Raw genomic sequence first — 18,024 nt, 5'->3', positions numbered from 1 at the left:
TAGTTTTACCATAAGCTTTCCTTCGCGTACTTGCGGCTCAAATAATTGACCGCCAGCAAAATAATGAAGTTGATGGACGAATTGAACAGGCCGACCGCGGCGCCGAAGCTGTAATTCGCCTCCTGGATGCCCCGCCGGTACACATAGGAGGAGATGACGTCGGCCGTCTCGTACGTCAACGGATTGTAGAGCAAAATGATCTTCTCGAACCCCTCGCTCATAATGTGGCCCATGCGCATGATCAGCAGGATCAGAATCGTCGGCACGAGCGCAGGGAACGTAATATGAACGAGCTGCCTGAACCGTCCCGCTCCGTCGATCGACGAAGCCTCGTAGAGATGCGGGTCCAATGTGGACAGCGCCGCCAAATAAATGATGCTGCCCCAGCCGACCTCCTGCCAAATGCCGCTGGAGACGAAGATGGTGCGGAAGAGGTCCGTATCCATCAGCAGATTGGCGCGCTCGCCGCCGAAGAAGACAATAATGTCGTTAATGACGCCCTCGCTCTGCGTGAAATCGACGAGCATCCCGCAAATGACGACGAGCGATATGAAATGCGGCATATAGCTGATCGTCTGGATCGCGCGTTTGAACAATTGGACCCTGATTTCGTTCAGAAGCAGGGCGAGCAGAATCGGCGCGGGAAAGCCGAAAATAATTTGATACACGTTAATCATTAACGTATTGCGAATGACCCGGAATGCGTAAGGACTCGTCAGAAAGTCCTGAAAGTGCTGCAGTCCTACCCAGTCGCTCCCCCCTATACCTTTGAAAGCGCTGAAATTTTGAAACGCGATGACGAGGCCGCCGATCGGAGCATAATGGAAAATCAGAAAGTAAGCGATTACAGGCAAAGCCATGAGATAAACGTACTTATTCATGACGATGTCCTTGCGCAGTCGGCTTACCTTGGCGTTTGGATTCCGTTTTGCCCCGGGCGTCTTAGCCAGCTCCATGGTGTTCCCCCCTTTTCGGTATAGCCCGATTGTAGGGGGAAGCCCGCCAAGCATGCAATTTGCGATTTTTTTCGACTATGCGTTTCTTGCGAGGCTTGATTTTATCGGGGTTTTGGCGGATTTGCAATAAAGAAAGAGCCGGTTCGATGGACAGCTCGCTTGACCAAAAACAAAAGATAAAAACGAAATGACGATGCCGGGATTATCCCTTCACCGCCATCTCGATTTTCCATCGGTTGCCTTCTGGAGCGGATGATGCGTCTCGCGCCTAAGCCGCCGCATGGTCTCCCCCTCCATAAGGTGCGTCTCGTGCTGAAGCCTGCAAATGTGCAGGCATTTGGTCGTTCCATTCGTGCTGCGAAGCAAATGCGTGCGAAAGTGCATCTTTTTCGTTCGATATGCACGCAAAAGGGGGGCGCCTCCCGAATTGCCTGCACTTACGCAGGCATTCTATCCGGCCGCTGCTTCGCTGGCGCTAAGACTGCACAATCGCAGGCTTTGCGCTTGGCTAGCCGATGATGCGCAGTCAGGGAGCATCTTTCCGTCATCTTGCGATAACGATCGAGACAGCCTCGGGTCGATTACGCTAGCAGCTTCTTCATGAACAGACTTGCCTCCGCGTTCCGCAGCTCCGCCAACTCGGCTGCGTATTCGGGCGAATCCGCAACGTTATCGAACTCGTTCGGGTCCTTCTCCAGATCGAACAGCTCATAATGGGTGCGGCCGTTCTTCTCGATATGAATATATTTCATCCGGCCGTCGCTGACGCAGAAGAAGCCTTCCCCTTCGCCGTACACGTACCGGTATCCGCCCTCGGCCATCAAATGCTTGAAATCGCGGCCGTCCGTTTCGTTCTTCATCATTCCGGCGGCGTTCAAGCACGTTGCCATAATATCGGTCAGCATCACCTTCGCCTCCGAGCGGACGGCCTGCCGCTCCCGCGGATATTGCACGAGCATCGGAATGTTCAGCACGTCCTCGTAGCCGCAGTCTCCTTTGCCCCAAATGCCGTGATTGCCCAGCATCTCTCCGTGATCCGCCGTGAAGATGACGAGCAGATTGTCCCCGAATTTCCGGTATGCCGTTTCGAGAATATGTCCGATTTGGTCGTCGATCTGCGCAATATTCGCATAGTAGCTCTTCCGCAGGTCATGCCAGTAAGCTTCCGTGTAATTTTTCTGCGCGAATTCGTCGGCGGAGAAGCTGCCGTCCGAGATTCCCCGGCCATCCCCGTGATAGCTTCGGTGATGAATTCTTCGCTCATCGTCGAATTCGCCCTCCAGCAGCGTCCGCGGCTTGTCCTTGGCCATGTCGACGCGGTCGAAATACGCCTCCGGCGGATCGAACGGATAATGCGGCCCGCTGAACGAAGCCCAGCAGAATAACGGCTCCTCCGGGTTATGGCCTTCCAGCCTCTCGACGGTCTTCCGGCCGACCCAGCTGTCCGGATGCCACTCCTCAGGTCCCGGGAACGGGAATACCTTCCGCTTGTTTCGATCCCATGTGAAGTCGCGATAGGCTTTCAAGTAACCGGCCTTATCCAGCTCCTTGGCGTAATCGTCGTAGAACCAGACCGATACTTGCTTGTCGTCCTGCAGATCCAGATGGTCGATTCCTAACGATAAGTAGTAGGCTTTGAACTCGTCGTACGGGAGCGTACGATCCGCTCTCGTCTCCCCGTAGGGCACTGGCGCGAAATGGCATTTGCCGTGAACCGAAGTCCGGTAGCCTGCCTTCTTCAATTCCTGGAACAGATTCGGCACCCCGGTGCTCAACTCGCATTTGCGGAAGTTGCTGTACGCGCCGCTATTGTGCGGGTACCGTCCCGTCAGCAGGGCGCAGCGCGCGGGCAGACACCACGGACTTGCCGTGTAGGCCTTATCGAACTGAATGGCTTGCGCGGCCAGACGATCCAGGTTCGGCGTCTCGATCGCTTCGTTCCCGTAACAGCTTAGCGCGTCCTTGCGCAGCTCGTCGGCCGTAATAAGCAGAATGTGGGGCTTCGTCGACATCGTCTTTCCCTCCTGTTTGTTCGGAAATGAGCCGAGGGGCTCTTTCCCTGCAATCTACAAGTTCACCATACAACACATAGCGGGAATGTCAATTTGCTATTTTTGACTCGGAAAGAAATGGGGTTATGATCGGCATATCGCCAGACTGCGTCCGGCAAATTTCGCAAGGGGCTTTTCCTTGGTGAATGGAGCTACCGGCCATCCGCTTGCCAAACGACTGCGCACCCGCAAGGCTAGCCAAGCGTAAAGCCTGCAATTGTACATCCTTTACGCTATCGATGAGGAGGCCGGACGGAGTGCCTGCGAATGTGCAGGTATTTCGGGACGCAAGCCCTTTCTGAGCGCTTACCGAACGCCAAAAGATGCACTTTCGCACGCATTTTGCTTCACCGATCGCATGGAGTGACCAAACGCCTGTACATTTGCAGGTTCCGTTCGTGATACGCACAGATGGGGACACAGATCACGGGACTGTCCCGTAAAGTAAGCAGACCTGCTTTTGGAACAGCCCCGTTCGGAGGCGAGTCACCTCCACTTTTAAATCAATCGCTAACTTAATTTTCCTACCAAAAAGCAGTTTTCCGAAGATTTATTCTCCGAAAAACTGCTTTTTCCTTGTCACATCGATTCCGATTTATTCATACCTTGACCGATTCGTTCGGGCCGCAGCGCCTCGACGCTCACCATACCGCCCTTCGCTCGGGAAGCGGATCGACCGTCTCCGCCATTCGATCGCACATCCGCTGCAGCATCTGCAGCTTCACGTCCGCATGGCCGGGGTCATGCCACAAATTGTTCGTTTCGCCCGGGTCCCGTTCCAAATCGTACAGCTCGCCTTCATTGCGCTTATGATACAGCGCCGCCTTGTACCGGGCCGTCCGCACCATCGTGGCGAACCCGCCGATTCCGCCTTGCTTCGAGCTGGCGTTATAGTGCTCGCAGTAGACGTCCTCCCGGAACGGCTCCCCGCCCTCGGGACGGCCATCTCGCAGCAGCGGCAGCAGCGACTTGCCCTGCATCCCCGGCTCCTTCGGCAGCCCTGCCGCTTCCAGCAGCGTCGGAGCCAGGTCCACGAGCTCCACCAGCTCCGCGCAAGTCGTCCCGGACGCGAAGTTCCCCGGCCAGGAGACGATGAGCGGCACGCGAACGGACGGCTCATAGAAGTAAGCGCCCTTCAGGTATACGCCGTGGTCGCCCAGCAGCTCCCCGTGGTCCGACATGAAGACGACGATCGTGTTGTCCTTCTGTCCGGTCCGCTCCAGCGCGTCCAGCATGCGCCCGACCTGCTCGTCAATGAGGTCGATCATCGCCCAGTACGCCGCCCGGATCATGCGATGATCCGTTTCGTTCATTTTCGAATACGGGTACAGCTTCGGTTCGCCGTACGCGCCGTTATGGTCGAATTGCTGGAAGTAGGTTTTGCGCTCCGGCTCCCCTTCCGCGTAATTGGGCAGCGGGATGTCCTCCAGCGCCTTCACATAGCGCTCAAGATGGCTCGCCGGCGGATTGAAGGGGTGATGCGGATCGAACAGATTGACCGAGAAAAACCAGGGATGATCATATTGCTGATTGGCTTCCATGAATGTAATCGCTTTTTCCGCGCACCATGTCGTTTGGTGATCCTCCGCGTCCGGGCCGATCTGCACATACTTGCTTTGCTCCGAAGGAACGGGGCGATACCGCTTCCCCTTGCTTTGCAGCCACTGAATGTATTCGTTCGTCGGCCAGTGGTCGTCCGGATGATGGGACCAATGGAACTCGTCGTAGCCGTCCTTGATTCTGCGCTCCGTGCCCCGAGTGACCGACGGGTTGCATGCGGAAATATGCAGCTTGCCCGAGAGCCCTCCGACGTATCCCGCATCGGAGAGCACGCGCGTAACGAGCCGCTCGTCCTCGGGAATGTCTTGCCCGTTCTGCCTGCAGCGCGTCGTCCGCGGGTAACGCCCGGTCAGGAAGCTGGCCCGGCTCGGCGTGCATACCGTCGCTTGACAGAACGCGTGCTCGAACCGCACGCCCTCGCTTGCCAGCCGATCGATGTTCGGCGTCCGCACTTGCTCGTTCCCGTAGCAGCCAAGCGTATCGAAGCGCTGCTGATCGGTGCATATCCACAAAATATTAGGCTGTTTCATAGTCCCCTCCTGCAATTATTGATGGTACTGCGCGTTGTAAGCTTCGTTATTGATGTCCAAATACCTTTTTAGATTCATATTTTCCAACGTGCTGACGTATTTGTCCCAATCCTTCTCGATCGACGTATCGCCGATAATGAATCGGGTGCGCATCTCGCTTACGTAATCCATAATCGTTTTCTTCAGATCGCTAAGCTCGGCGGATTGCTGCTCGTTGAAGAAGATCGGCGGAACCTTGAGCTCCTGCTTCATCTTGTAAGGCTCGTAGTTTTTCATCGTCTCCTCGTAGAGAACGCGAGGGATCTCGGTTGGTCCGGCAGCCAGCCCCTCGAACATTTCGCGGGGGAAGTGGAAGGCGGACGTCTGCATCCAATGATTGTTCTGCAAGGTGCCGTAAGAGATTAAGCGAATCCAGTTCGCCGGCTCGCCGTTCAGGCCAAGCTCGCCGTTCTCCGGCTTCTTCCAGCCGACGCCTTCCTCCCCGATGTTGGCCCGCATGTTAATATCCGCGTTGTACAAGGCGTCGGCCCAGCGGAACGCAAGCTCGGGATTCGCGGCCTCCGCCGTAATCAGGAAGTTGCCGCCGGCAAAGTTGTAGTAATTGTACGGCGTCTGACGCAAGCCCGAAGGCCCTGCGAGCGCCGGCACCGTCTTGTACGCCTTCCACCGCTCGCCGGCAATGTCGGAGAACGTCTGCGGCACCGTCGAGGAAATGACGCCTACCTTCGGCTCGCCGTTCTCGACCATCGCCTTCAGCTGATTGTTGTTCTGCGTGAATGATTCCGGCGCGATCAGGCCTTGCGCGTACAGCTTGTTCAAGTAGGCCAAGCCTTCCTTGTAGGCCGGCTTGTTGAAGTTGACGTCGACCTTCCCGTCCTCGCTCATCATCATAAGATCGGTGTTTTTATCGTGAAGCAGGAAGGCGTTCATCAGAAAGCTGTCGATGGCGGTATTCACGTTCTGGATGCCGCCGGCCATCGGAATTTCGTCGGCTTTGCCGTTGCCGTTCGGGTCCATTGTCTTGAACGCCTTCAGCACGTTCTCGAACTCCTCCGTCGTCGTTGGCATCGAGAGATTCAGCTTCTCCAGCCATGGCGTGTAAATCCACATTTTCTGCCCAGTAAACGTATGCGGGTTGCGGTCGATCGTGCTCAAGGAGTAAATGTTGCCGTCTGGCGCCGTCGACGCCTTCTTCACTTCCGGGTACGCCTCGAACAGCTGCTTCGTCTCAACGCCGTATTGCTCGATCAGCTCGTTCAGCGCGAGAAAAATGCCTTGCTGGCCGTACACCATCTGCTGCGCGGGAGAGACGTTGAAGCCCATAATGACGTCCGGCAGATCGCCGCTCGAGAGCGCCAGATTCAGCTTCTCCTGCCCTTCCTGGGACGTTGCGAACTCCCATTCCACCTTCACGTTCGTAAGCTCCTCGTACCACTGCGTAAAGGCGTTCGTCTCGTAATCCTCTACGAAATCGCTGTGAATCGCCAGGACGCGAAGCGTCTCCTTCTGCTCGGCCAGCGGGAAAGCGCCGGCCCCTTCCGCGGAGCCGCCTTGGGAGCCGTTCGCCCCTTCCGCCGCCGATTGGTTCCCCTCCGCCGCATTGCCGGCTTGATTGCCGTTTGGGCTTTGGCACGCCGTCAGGAACAGGGCGGCCGCCAGCAGGACGGCCATAAACAGGGACAAGCTTTTTCTCATCGAAACCCCTCCGAATAGTCATATCAAAAACCGGTTATCCGAGCTATCCCTTCAACGCGCCGATCATGACGCCTTTCACGAAATAACGCTGAACGAACGGATAGACGATCATCATGGGCAAGGTAGCCACCACGATGAGCGAGTATTTTAACAGCTCGGCCATGCCTACCATCTCCGCCACTTGCGCGGCGTTGCCGGCAATCTCGATATCCACCTGGCTCCGGATCAGAATTTGCCGAAGCACGAGCTGCAGCGGGTACAGATCCGGCGATTTCAAATAAAGCAGCGCGTTAAAATATTGATTCCAGTGCTCTACCGCATAGAACAGCGTTATGACGGCCACGATGGGACCCGACAAGCGCAGCGCGACATGCCACAGAAACTTGTAGTCGTTGCAGCCGTCCATCTGGGCGGCCTCGAGCAATTCGGTCGGAATCGTGGTCTGAAAGTAGGTGCGCGCGATGATCATGTTCCAGATGCTTAGCGCGCCCGGAAGCCAGAGCGCCCAAGGCGTGTCCAGCATTCCCAAATCCTTCACGAGGATATAGTTCGGAATGAGCCCTCCGGCGAAAAACATCGTGAAGCCGAACAAGAGCATGATCCGGTTCCTTCCGGCCAAGTCCTTGCGCGACAGCGGATAAGCCGCAAGAATCGTAATGACGACGTTAATGATCGTCCCTGCCGCCGTGTATCCTACCGATCTTGCGAACGCTTGCAGGAAGGTTGGCTCGCGGAATACCGCGCGATACCCGTCAAGCCCGAATTCGACGGGCCACAGCAGCACCCTGCCGGCGTTCACGGCTTCCTTCGAGCTGAGCGAGGAGCTGATCACGAATAGGAGCGGGTACAACACGATGATTAAGGCGCAGCTCATGACGACATAATTGATCACATTGAAAACCCGATCGCCTTTTGAATCCCACAGTCTGTTCGTTTCCAAACGCGTTGCCTCCCGTTGTTACCATAGACTGGATTGTCCGACCCTCTTGGAAATTTGATTGACGGTCAGGACTAGAATGAAAGCGAGTACATTTTTGAACAAACCGATGGCCGACGCGTAAGAGAAATTCGGCATCATCGACTGAAGCCCGACGTTGTAGACGTAAGTGTCTATAATTTCGGACGTCCGCGCGTTAAGCGGATTTTGCAGCAGAAGCACCTTCTCGAACCCGAGGTCGAAGATCCGCCCCATGTCGAGAATAAGCAGGATGACGATGATCGGCAAAATGCTCGGGATGTCGATGTGCCATATCCGCCGCACCTTCGACGCGCCGTCCATGATCGCCGCCTCGTGCAAGGCGGGATCGACGCCCGCGAGCGCCGCCAAATAGATGATGCAGGCAAATCCCGTATGCTGCCATATGCCGGACCAGACGTACACGCTCTTGAACATTTCCGGATCGCCCATCATATTCGGAAGCTCCCAGCCGAACCAGGAAGCGATCGCCGCAAGCGGTCCCGTCCGCGGCGACAGAAATTGGAGCACGATGCCGACCATGACGACGATCGAGATGAAATGCGGCGCGTACGTCACCATTTGGATGGTCTTCTTGAAGCGCGCATGACGGATGTAGTTCAGTCCCAGCGCAAGCATGATCGGGAACGGGAACGACGCAACCAGATGATAGAGGCTCAAGGTCAGCGTATTGCCCATGATCCGCCAGAAATCATACGAGTTGATAAATCGGTCAAAGTGCTTAAGACCGGCCCATGGGCTGTCCCACACGCCTTTGATAATGTTGTAATCCTTAAAGGAAATAATGGCGCCGTACATCGGCACGTATCGAAAAATAAGGAGATAGGCAATCGGAAGCAGCAGCAGCGAGTAGAGCTGCCATCCTCGTAACAGCCTTCTCGGCTTCGCGGTGGAGTACGTTCAAATCCCCTCCTGTCTGTATCGGTATCGCCCGGCCGAGGCTTGAGTCCAATATAGACAAGGAGGGAATCGACGTAAAGAGGAAGAAAAAATCGGTTGTGCAATTTTTGCGGAGGGGAATGTGCAATGGTTGCAAGCGCTTCAATTCTTGCTCTCGGCCATGATTTGATTGCGGTAAGCCATCGCGCTGACGCCGACGGACCGCTTGAAAGCGCGGCCGAACGTATTGGCGGAGCTGTAGCCGACCGTCAGGGCGATCTCGCCTACGGCCATGCCGGTCTCCGACAGCAGCGTCTTCGAGCGCTCAAGCCGACGATGCTCCACATGTTCAAAGAAATGAAAGCCGGTATGCTCCTTGAACCACCGGGACAAGTAGGTCTCCGTCACTTGAAACCGATCGGCCAGCAGGGCAAGCGACATCTGGGCGTCGGCATAATGCTCGTCGATGTAGCGAATGTATTCGTCGAACCGCCGGTGCTGTTCCGTTCGCTTGCTCTGTTCCACCGTACGGCACATGGCCAGCAGCCTGTCCTTGATGAGAAGGAATTGTTCCTCGATGCTTCCGGCGGAATCGACGGCGGTCAAGCCGACGGAATCGAGCTCTAGGCCCGGCATGCCCGTCTCGTCGGACAGCTTCACCACGCTGCCGATAAAGTCGAACAGAAACACCTTCAGAACAAAAAAAGACAACCGCCGGTTCGCGAAATTTTGCCGATGCAGCTCGTCGAGCAGCTCGGCCAGCTCGTCCACGTTGCCGGTGCGCAGCAGATGAATGAGCCGGTTCTCCATATTTTCCGGATACGAGTAGCCATCCCTTTGCGGGCCCATGTCCTTATGCCATGCAACCCCTCGAGTTCTGCCGCCCATGAGCGTCTGCTGCGCTTCAAGGAACGAGCGGGATATCGCCGTCCACCTGCGGCTGATGCCGCCCGCCGCGATCGACATCGCGATCCCGTACATATGCTCCATGTCGAACAGGAGGCATTCGAGCTTCGCCGCGGTCTCCTTGTAGATCGCTTCATCCGTGCCGCCACCCGGGAAATTGAAGATGAGCGCCATCTTATCGTCATCCGTCTCGTGCGCGTATGCGGGTCCCTGCGTGCCGCGCTGCACGTATTCGCTGACGACGGCCTTGCACTCGTTCAGCCGCTCGACCCTAAGCTCCCGTGCGCCGCCTTCGCCGGACGGGAACGACAATACCGCGACGACGAAGACATCCCCGTCGTCCCAATGCACCTTCAGGTTGCGCATGGCCGCCTCCATGTCCCCTTCCGAGGAGAACTGGCCCCGCAGCAGCCGTTCGAAGAACGACGCGCGCAGGAAAGGCAGCTGACGATTCACCTTCTCCTGCAACTGTTCGTTCGATTCGATAATTTTGGAGACGGTGACCTGGATGCTTCCAAGCGCGTTGCCTCCCGCTTTGACCGGCTCGGGGGCGTATTTGGACAGCGTTTGAAGCAGCGCCTGCACCGGCCTGCTGTTTCGATAGGCGAAATAAACCGCCACGAGCGATGCGGCAACCAGAAATAAGAAGAGCGCCCCGTATATCGTTTTTCGAAAATAATAGATTTTGTCGTACACGACCTGCGACGGCTGCGCGGCCGCATACGTCCACCCGTTGTACGGCGATTTGACGTACGTCACGATCAGGTCCTCGTCGCCGAGCCTCTCGCTTGCCATGCCCGGCGATTCCGACGGCTGATGTGGAGGCGCCGTCATCCCCGAGTCATCCCCTGACAGGCTGGTCAGGATGCGGCCTTCCTCATCCGCGATGTAAGCCCAGCCGCCTTCAATGTTCAAGCCGCCCAGCAGCTTGCGGATTTCATCCTCGTCCAGCAGGAACAGCATCGTTCCGTTCGAATGCATCGGAAACCCGAAGGAATGGGCGTAGGTGAGCACGTTGTGCGCCTTGCCGTTCAAGACGGCTCGCTTGCTCGGCAGCATTTCTTTGTAGTAATAGGATTTCTTCAGCGCAGGCAGAAGCTCCGCCTCTTCCGGGGAGTATGAGAGCGTATCCCCGAAATCCCCGAAGCGCGCAATAAACTTGTCGTTCAGGACAAGCTCGTTGTTCTTGTACAAAATAAAAAAGTCCAGCACGAGCTCGTTCAGGGCGGCATATTCCTGCAGCCGGTTCCTCGTTTCGATGACCCGATACAGGCTATCGCTGCCGAACGGCTCCGCGATTTGCTGAAGCCTTGCGACCGAAGAATCCTCCCCGATCTTCCGGATCGTCGCGTCAAGCTCCTGAAACCTGCTGTCCAGCGCGCCCATTCCTTGCTCCAGCAGCAGCCGGTTCGTTCGATTCGCCTCTTGTTCAAGCACATGAAGCGTTCGCTCGTAAATCATAAAGCCAACGACGATGGACAGCAGCATAATGATCACGAACGGCATGCTATATTTCATTAACATGATCATCGTCATTCTTCTTTCGTTTCCGCCGATGCCTGTCGCCGATCCTTCCCTTCCCCCTGCCATCCGAATTCCCCGTCTCTTCCATGATCTATTGGACATGCTGCGCCGATAACGATCCGCAATTTTGTAAGCGCTTGCTTTCTTTGAGCGGCAGAAGCGCATTCCGCTCTATCTTTCCTATTTTATCATAACTCGCATTTTGAACGCAGCAAGAAACGCTATGGCCTGCTGTTACAGGGCATAGCGTTTCTTGTTGCATTCCGCCTATTTCCATACGCGCGCTATCTGCCTGATCGCTCCATCGGAGGGCTGCCCGCCAACCCGAACAGCTCGCCGAACGCCTCATTCAAGCCCGCTGCGCCGTAATCGTTTCGAATATCCTCCGTCTTCCCGTCCAGTACGACGGCGCCGCTCTGCAGAAACACGATCCGGTCGGCAAGCGCTTCGGCGATGTGCAGCTGATGCGTGGAGAACAGCACGGTCTGACCGTCGGCGGCAGCCTTGCGAACCAATCCGACGAAAGTCTCCATCCAGTACGGATCGAGCCCATTGGTCGGCTCATCCATCATAATGAGCGGCGGCTTCGCCAGAAGCGCTTGGGCAAACAGCACGCGCTGGCGCATCCCCTTGGAGAAGGAAGCGACCGGCTTGCTGCCGGTATCCGACAAGCCGACGAGCGACAGCGCCTCTGCCGCCTCCCGCTTGCCAAGGCCGCGCAGCCGGGCCCAGAACAGCATCGTCTCCATCGCGGTCAGCCCCGGACTGAAGCGGTAATCGTCGGGCATATAGCCGATCTGCCTCGCGTAACGCCGTCTGTCCTCCCGCCAGCTGCGTCCATCCACCGTAATGGAGCCTCGGGTCGGCAGCATAATGCCGGCGAGCATGCGCAGCAGCGTGCTCTTGCCCGCACCGTTGCCCCCGCAGAGCGCAACGGTTTCTCCGCGTCCGATCGCCATGCTTAATTCCTCAATAACCGTCTTTTCCTTGAACGCTTTATGAACCGCATTCAGTCTGACCAGGTCGTCAGCCACGTCCTCTCCTCCTCTCCCAGATGAGATAGGCGACCGTCAAGGCGGCTCCGATCCACAGTAGGGCGGCGCCGGCAAATACGGGCGTGCCCCAAGGCGATTCGATCCAGACCATCCACTTGTAATACTCCGGACCAAGCGTAGAGCCGCCTCCCAGCTTTACCACCGTGAACAATCGGGTCAATTCCGCAGGATTCAGGGACGTCATTCCGATCACGGCGGGCTTGATCCATAAATAAGGCAGCATGCCAAGCGCGGCGATGAGCAGGGAAGGCCAGGCAATAATCAAGAAGAACCAGATCCCCACGACAATCGTAAGCGCCTGCCAGCGATTGCGGGCGAGCGTGCCCGCCAGCATCGCCACGCTCAGAAAAAACATGGACAGGCATGCGGAGAACAACAGCAGCGTGATATAGGTAGAGAAATCAAAACCGCTGCCGAGCAGCCAGCCCGCCGCGCCGGAGAGGCCAAATCCCATGGCCACAATCGTCAACAGGACGACCGCGAGACCGATGTATTTGCCGGCCAAATAAGGCCAGGTGCCGAGCGGATACGTCGACAGCAGCTCCCAGTTGCCCTCCTCCTTCTCCCCCGTGAGAGAGAAGGAGCCCAGCATCAGCGCCATAAGCGGGAGCAGATAGAGCGCCAAATTCAGCATCGTTCCGCTGCTTCCCGAATAGCCCTTCACATACCCTTGCGCGTTGATCAGCAGCAGGCTGAACATGAAGAGTGCAAAAAGGGCCATAAAGGAATAGGCCCATGGATTGCGAAAACCGATTTTTATTTCCCTTGACGCTACGTGGATCATCTCGCTCACGAGGCTTGGCCTCCGTCGTCATGCCCCTCTTCTTCCGCGGAATGCCCGTTCTCCCCATCCGACATATGACCGTCCATTCCGGCATCCCCGGACGAGTCCGAATGGCCGTGTCCGTCCATATTCATCATATCCCGGTTGACCTCCCAGGAATGATTGGCCAGATCATCGGCGGTCATCAGCTTTCCTGCGCCTTGCTCGTCGATGAACGACTGCGCGTCCTCTTCCTTCTCGAACGAAACGATGCCGTACGCCATCGGCGTCTGGATAGAAGAATCGTACACGTAATAAGCTTTCTCGTAGCGCAGCCACTGCTTGCTGTTATAATCGCGGACGAACGCGGCGCCGATCGTATCCGTGCCGTTCTCCGTCTTCCACGTATTCAAGCAGCCGATGTCGTCAAATTTGAGCGACTGCCCGTCCTTGGTCACGATCTGGGTTGCATATTGATCGTCCTTGACCGCCATCTTGCAAATGACGCATACATCCGTCGCTTCATTAATAGCCTGCGCTTCGTACTTCTCTCCGCCGCATGCCGCCAGCGTCAGCGCCAGCGTCAGCAGCAGCGCCAAGAGCCCCGTCCTTTTCTTCATATCCTTCGTCTCCTCATCCTGTAAAATATCGCGCACGAGCAGGCAAGCAATGCCGCGCCGACGGCTCCCGTCGCAGCCGTGCCCGCTGTGCGCTCTTCGTTCGCCCCGCTGCCGGGCGGCGCCATAAGCGGCGAACGGTCCGTCGCCCACAGGGCGCGCTCCGATTGATAAAGCCCCTCCAGAAACACCATTCCCGGCGATTGGAAGAACAGCTGGAACGCCGGCCGCTTCTTCGTCAGCCCCTGAAAAAAAGGATTGATCGCATAGGCCAGATCGCTGCGGCCATCCCCGTCCGCGTCGATGCCGCGGAAGCTGTCCCAATAATTGCCGGCAATTTCATTATCCTGGCTGCCGCGCGCCTGGGCATCCGCCACATTGCCCTGGAACCGGTTGCCCGAAACGTCGTTCATGGACGCGTCAATCAATTGAATGCCGACAAAATTGTAAGCCACCCGATTGCGCTCAAGCCGATTGCCCGTCGACAGCTCCACATACAGGCCCACCCGGTTCCCCTCGACGGTATTATCCGCGAAGAGCGACTGATGGGCGTCGTAGAGAAGAATGCCCTGGGAGTGGACATTCTCGTTCTGCTTGGTGAAAATATTGCGGGTGACCTCCACCTCGCGCGCAGTCATGACCATCGCGCCGGTCACGTTCCGGTTCCCCTCGTTGTCCCGGATAACCGTTCCCGCCGTATACATGCAATGAACGCCGTAACGGGAGCCTTCGATCCGGTTGCCGGACACAACCGCGTCGTCGCTGCTTTCCATGTAAATGCCGTCATGCACATCCTCAATGGCGTTATCGGCGATCTGCCACCGATGCGCATTATACAAATCGATGCCGTTGCCTTTGTCCGCCATGGGCACGCCGTCCGGCGCCCAGTCGATCACCGTACGCGTCACGATCCCGTCGTTTGCATCCCGGGCGGCTATGCCGTCCGCGCCCGTCTCGATTCGCAGCGCTTCAAGCCTGGCCCGATCGCCCGCAACGAGAACGGACGGACGCTCCTTGTACGCTTCGTCGCGAATATGCAGGCCAACGATTGCAACGCCGTCGGCCTCGATTCGCAGCGCGCTTTCCCCGCCTTCGTTCAGCAGCACCGCTTCCCCTTCCCGCTGTGCCTGAAGCGTTACAGGCTTGGCGATGACAATCGGCCCCCGGTAAGTGCCCGGCGGCAGCACGATCGTGTCTCCGGGCTTCGCCTCGTTCACGGCGTTTTGCAGATCGGCGCCGGCAGCCTCCGCGACTACAGGAGCAGCCGCCAGTTCGGCATCGCTTATGGCGGCCGTCTTGACGCCGCTTGGCGACGATGCCGCCGCCTCTTGGATCCCCGTCAAAGCGAATGCGATTAAACATCCCCCAAGCGCCGTTACAAGCGCCCGTCCGAAGCGCAAAGCCGTCATTTCACTTCCACCCATTTTTTCTTCGTAAGATGGAGATCTCCCTCGTACAAATGCACATATACCGTCTGAATGCCCTTATCCGGGAAGGTGAAGTCGGCATCGAACCCCTCCCCGGAACGGACGGCGTCCACCAGCTTCGGCTCGTCTCCGACCCGGAAATCGAACGTGACCTGGGCGTCATCGCTTAACTCTACTCCGGAGAAGGTTGCCTGCAGTTTGGCCGGAGTGCCTGCCGTTACCGTCTCCGGCTCGGTCGAAAGCGTCATCTCCACCAATTCCGGATCTATAGGCGGCTCTGCGGAGCATGCCGTCAGTACGCCGAAGACGGTTATAACCGCCATTATCGCCATCAGCGCTTTGCTCGCGCCGTGCCCTAACCGAATGGTTCTCATTTCCTCACCGCCCCGCCTGTCAATAATTGCAGCCACTCAAATTGTAACAATGCCCGTTGCTTTCTTGTATGGCTCTTTCGAGTCATTGTCCCCGTCAACATCGACAGCTTTGTGACTTCTATCCGAAATATTCTTTTTCCGCCAAATCCGCAAGCGTAATCATACCGATCATATCCCGCCTTCGCGCACAGCGCTTATCGCCGGCCCATCCAGCCCTGCTCGTAGGCGTATCGCGCGAGTTGAACCCGGTTCTCCAAATGAAGCTTCTGCAAAATATTTTTCAAGTGATTTTTGACCGTATGCTCGGAAATGTCCAGTGTCGAGGAAATGTCCTTGTTGCTCAACCCTTTGGCAACAAGCCCTAATATTTCCTTTTCGCGCCCCGTCAGCGGGCTGTTCTGCGATTCTCCCGCCCCTACCGGAGACAGCTCCTTCAGAATGCGGAACGCCAGCTCGCGCGACATCGGCGCTTCATCGACCGCGATCGCCTTTAAATATTCAATCCAGGCTTCCGGATTCAAATTTTTCAACAAATAGCCCTGCGCGCCCTTCTTGAGCGCATCGAACAAATGGGCGATATCGTCCGATACCGTTACCATGACCACCTTCAAATACGGGTATTTCTCCTTCAGCCGCTTGGTCGCTTCCAGCCCGCCTATGCCCGGCATTTGAATGTCCATGAGCACCAGATCGGGCATCCATTTCTCGCTGAGCGCGAGCGCCTCCTCGCCGCTGCTTCCTTCCCCTATAACTTCAAATGCGGGATCTCCCTCCAGGATGAGGCGCATTCCCTCTCTCGCCATTTCACTGTCATCGATGATCAGTACCCGAAATACGTTCATGTCAGCTCTCTCCTTTCCGAACCTCGACTATCGTCTCTCCGCCCGTCCGGGAAATATCGAACCGCCAGGACATCATTCGGGCGCGATCCTGCATCATCTTCAGCCCGTAGCGTCTGCCGTCCGACACCTCTTCGGGATTAAAGCCTTTGCCGTCATCGACGATCCGGCATGTCCATCCGCTCCCGGCCGTCATCGTCTCCAGTCGAACATGCTCCGCATCCGCATGTTTATGAATATTAAGCAGCGCTTCCCGGATAATCGCCAGCAATTCCACCTTTTCCTTGGACGACAGCGCCGCTTCGGGAATGGACCATGTCGTCTCGAAATTCATCCTCGTCTCGTGACGCAGCTCCGCGATCAGACTGTCGACGCTTTGCAGCCACGGGATCGAGCCGGCGTCTGCGGCATGCCGCAAACTCGCGATGGCCTGTCTTACGTAGTCATTGGTGCGATGCACGCTTTCTTTCAGCTTCTGCAGCGCCCCGCCGTCCGACGACTTGTTCTTCTCCAGGTTCGTCAATTGGGCGTTAAGAAAGAACAGCGACTGGGCAATGCCGTCATGAAGCTCGCGCGCGATCTTCTCCCGCTCCTCCAATACGGCATGCAGAGCCTTCGCCCGGTTAAGCTCCTCCTGATTATGTTCGATCATGGTGAACAGCTGGGTCAGGAACAACAAGGAAACAATCAGCACAAATACGGGAGCCAGCCAATTGCCGAGCTCCATGGATATATAGGGCAGCAGAAATTCATGCCGCACATATTCCCATACCCCGATCGTCAAAGTCGGTATGGTCAGGATGAGCCATTTGATTTGCTTGTAAGTCATTCTCGCGGTCCCCTCTCTTGCAGTCGTATAGCGTTCATCGTACACGGAAGCGGACAAGACCGCCGCTTGCGGCAAGCCGGACTTGCTTCCGTCCCTTCCGGCGGCTACCATGACCACGGGGACGGAAGCACTCCCGTACGCTCCCGGATCCAGTTCCACAACGAGACGGGAACGGGCTTCAGCCTGTCCGAGGTGCAAGCCGACTCCGGTCTGTACCCGCTGGCCTTCGCTTTGGACCAGGTGCTCTCCGTCAAATAGTTGGTTGCTCCCGCCTGCTCGAAGCATGGGGGAGCAATATACACTTCTTCCGTATGGTCCAGAATGAGGCGGGTATCCGCCGGTGGCCGGAACGGCCAAGGAATGACAAACAGCAGCAGCACCATCGCGATCAGGAGACCGCTCGCAATCCCTATCTTGCGCTTGCTCGCATTATTCATCCTTCAATCGCTCCATCAAGCGTAATATATCGGCCATATCCTTCAATTCTCCCTCATGCCTCTCTATCACTGCCCCCTGCGGATCGATCAGCACCGTTAACGGAAGACCGACGACTCGGTACCGCTTCTTGACCTGCTGCTCCTTGTCCAGCGCGATCGGAAACGCCAGCTCGTAGCGGTCGACAAACTTCTGCGCCGCCTCCGCGTCTTCCCCGACGTTGATCGCGATCATTTCAAAGCCGGCCAGCTTGTAGGCTTCGTTGAGAAGCGGAAGCTCGTTGACGCACGGATTGCACCAGGACGCCCAGAAGTTAAGCGCAAGGCCCTTCCCTTCATAATCGGCAAGCCGGAGCTTGCCGCCCTGCACATCCTCAAGCTCGAACGACGGAGCGCGGCCGCCGGGCATCGCGCCGGACTCCTTCGTGGCTTCCTGCTGAAACAGAGCGTACAGAACGGCTCCCGCCAGAACGATTAACAGCAGCGATTGAAACCATATTTTACGAAAAGGATTGTTCAATTGCACACACCTCGTTTCGAACCCTTTCCTCCCGGAAAAGGACTTCTCCAGCATTTCTTATTAATTGTAACAATACCGCAAGTTCTATC

General features: G+C 56.8%; 16 protein-coding genes. All 16 read right to left on the bottom strand.

The features are described 5' to 3' along the window. Positions 1–5: 5 nt before the first annotated feature. Positions 6–956: an ABC transporter permease gene (locus IDH41_RS10505; protein ID WP_190860774.1), complete on the bottom strand. Its 951-nt coding sequence runs from the start codon at positions 954–956 to the stop codon at positions 6–8. A 581-nt stretch (positions 957–1,537) separates the two neighbouring features. After that, positions 1,538–2,968: a sulfatase-like hydrolase/transferase gene (locus IDH41_RS10500; RefSeq protein WP_190860772.1), complete on the bottom strand. Its 1,431-nt coding sequence runs from the start codon at positions 2,966–2,968 to the stop codon at positions 1,538–1,540. Between the two features lie 680 nt (positions 2,969–3,648). After that, entirely contained in the window at positions 3,649–5,097 is a 1,449-nt protein-coding gene (locus IDH41_RS10495) for a sulfatase family protein (protein ID WP_190860770.1), read from the bottom strand. 15 nt (positions 5,098–5,112) lie between these two features. Further along, positions 5,113–6,792, bottom strand: a complete 1,680-nt coding sequence (locus tag IDH41_RS10490) for an extracellular solute-binding protein (RefSeq protein ID WP_190860769.1) — start codon at positions 6,790–6,792, stop codon at positions 5,113–5,115. Positions 6,793–6,835: 43 nt separating this feature from the next. Beyond that, complete coding sequence (locus tag IDH41_RS10485) at positions 6,836–7,732, bottom strand: carbohydrate ABC transporter permease (RefSeq protein ID WP_190860768.1); 897 nt, start codon at positions 7,730–7,732, stop codon at positions 6,836–6,838. Positions 7,733–7,750: 18 nt separating this feature from the next. Then, positions 7,751–8,566: an ABC transporter permease gene (locus IDH41_RS10480; protein WP_190860766.1), complete on the bottom strand. Its 816-nt coding sequence runs from the start codon at positions 8,564–8,566 to the stop codon at positions 7,751–7,753. Positions 8,567–8,809: 243 nt separating this feature from the next. Further along, positions 8,810–11,143 (bottom strand): helix-turn-helix domain-containing protein, encoded by a 2,334-nt coding sequence (locus tag IDH41_RS10475; protein WP_190860765.1) that lies wholly within the window; start codon positions 11,141–11,143, stop codon positions 8,810–8,812. Positions 11,144–11,361: 218 nt separating this feature from the next. Further along, complete coding sequence (locus IDH41_RS10470; RefSeq protein ID WP_190860763.1) at positions 11,362–12,111, bottom strand: ABC transporter ATP-binding protein; 750 nt, start codon at positions 12,109–12,111, stop codon at positions 11,362–11,364. Next, the gene (locus IDH41_RS10465; RefSeq protein ID WP_223829638.1) at positions 12,104–12,916 is read right to left on the bottom strand and encodes an ABC transporter permease; all 813 of its coding nucleotides are present in this window, start codon (positions 12,914–12,916) and stop codon (positions 12,104–12,106) included. The genes IDH41_RS10470 and IDH41_RS10465 overlap by 8 nt, the downstream gene beginning before the upstream one ends. A gap of 5 nt (positions 12,917–12,921) precedes the next feature. Next, positions 12,922–13,515, bottom strand: coding sequence for a nitrous oxide reductase accessory protein NosL (locus tag IDH41_RS10460; RefSeq protein WP_190860760.1), 594 nt, complete (start codon positions 13,513–13,515; stop codon positions 12,922–12,924). Further along, complete coding sequence (locus IDH41_RS10455; protein ID WP_190860759.1) at positions 13,512–14,921, bottom strand: right-handed parallel beta-helix repeat-containing protein; 1,410 nt, start codon at positions 14,919–14,921, stop codon at positions 13,512–13,514. The genes IDH41_RS10460 and IDH41_RS10455 overlap by 4 nt, the downstream gene beginning before the upstream one ends. Next, positions 14,918–15,313 carry a hypothetical protein gene (locus tag IDH41_RS10450; RefSeq protein WP_223829619.1) on the bottom strand — a complete coding sequence of 132 codons (396 nt, stop codon included), beginning with the start codon at positions 15,311–15,313 and terminating at the stop codon, positions 14,918–14,920. Before IDH41_RS10450 ends, IDH41_RS10455 begins: the two co-directional genes overlap by 4 nt. A gap of 194 nt (positions 15,314–15,507) precedes the next feature. Continuing rightward, complete coding sequence (locus IDH41_RS10445) at positions 15,508–16,155, bottom strand: response regulator (RefSeq protein WP_190860758.1); 648 nt, start codon at positions 16,153–16,155, stop codon at positions 15,508–15,510. A 1-nt stretch (position 16,156) separates the two neighbouring features. Next, the gene (locus IDH41_RS10440) at positions 16,157–17,092 is read right to left on the bottom strand and encodes a sensor histidine kinase (RefSeq protein WP_317890730.1); all 936 of its coding nucleotides are present in this window, start codon (positions 17,090–17,092) and stop codon (positions 16,157–16,159) included. Continuing rightward, positions 17,086–17,418 (bottom strand): hypothetical protein, encoded by a 333-nt coding sequence (locus IDH41_RS10435; RefSeq protein WP_190860756.1) that lies wholly within the window; start codon positions 17,416–17,418, stop codon positions 17,086–17,088. The genes IDH41_RS10440 and IDH41_RS10435 overlap by 7 nt, the downstream gene beginning before the upstream one ends. Then, positions 17,411–17,935, bottom strand: a complete 525-nt coding sequence (locus IDH41_RS10430) for a redoxin domain-containing protein (RefSeq protein WP_223829618.1) — start codon at positions 17,933–17,935, stop codon at positions 17,411–17,413. The genes IDH41_RS10435 and IDH41_RS10430 overlap by 8 nt, the downstream gene beginning before the upstream one ends. Positions 17,936–18,024: the final 89 nt, after the last annotated feature.

Origin of the sequence: Paenibacillus arenilitoris, assembly GCF_014705655.1 — a bacterium.
Taxonomy (GTDB): Bacteria; Bacillota; Bacilli; order Paenibacillales; family Paenibacillaceae; genus Pristimantibacillus; species Pristimantibacillus arenilitoris.
The sequence above is the reverse complement of the archived record's forward strand: the minus strand, read 5'-3'. Positions and strand labels throughout refer to the sequence as shown.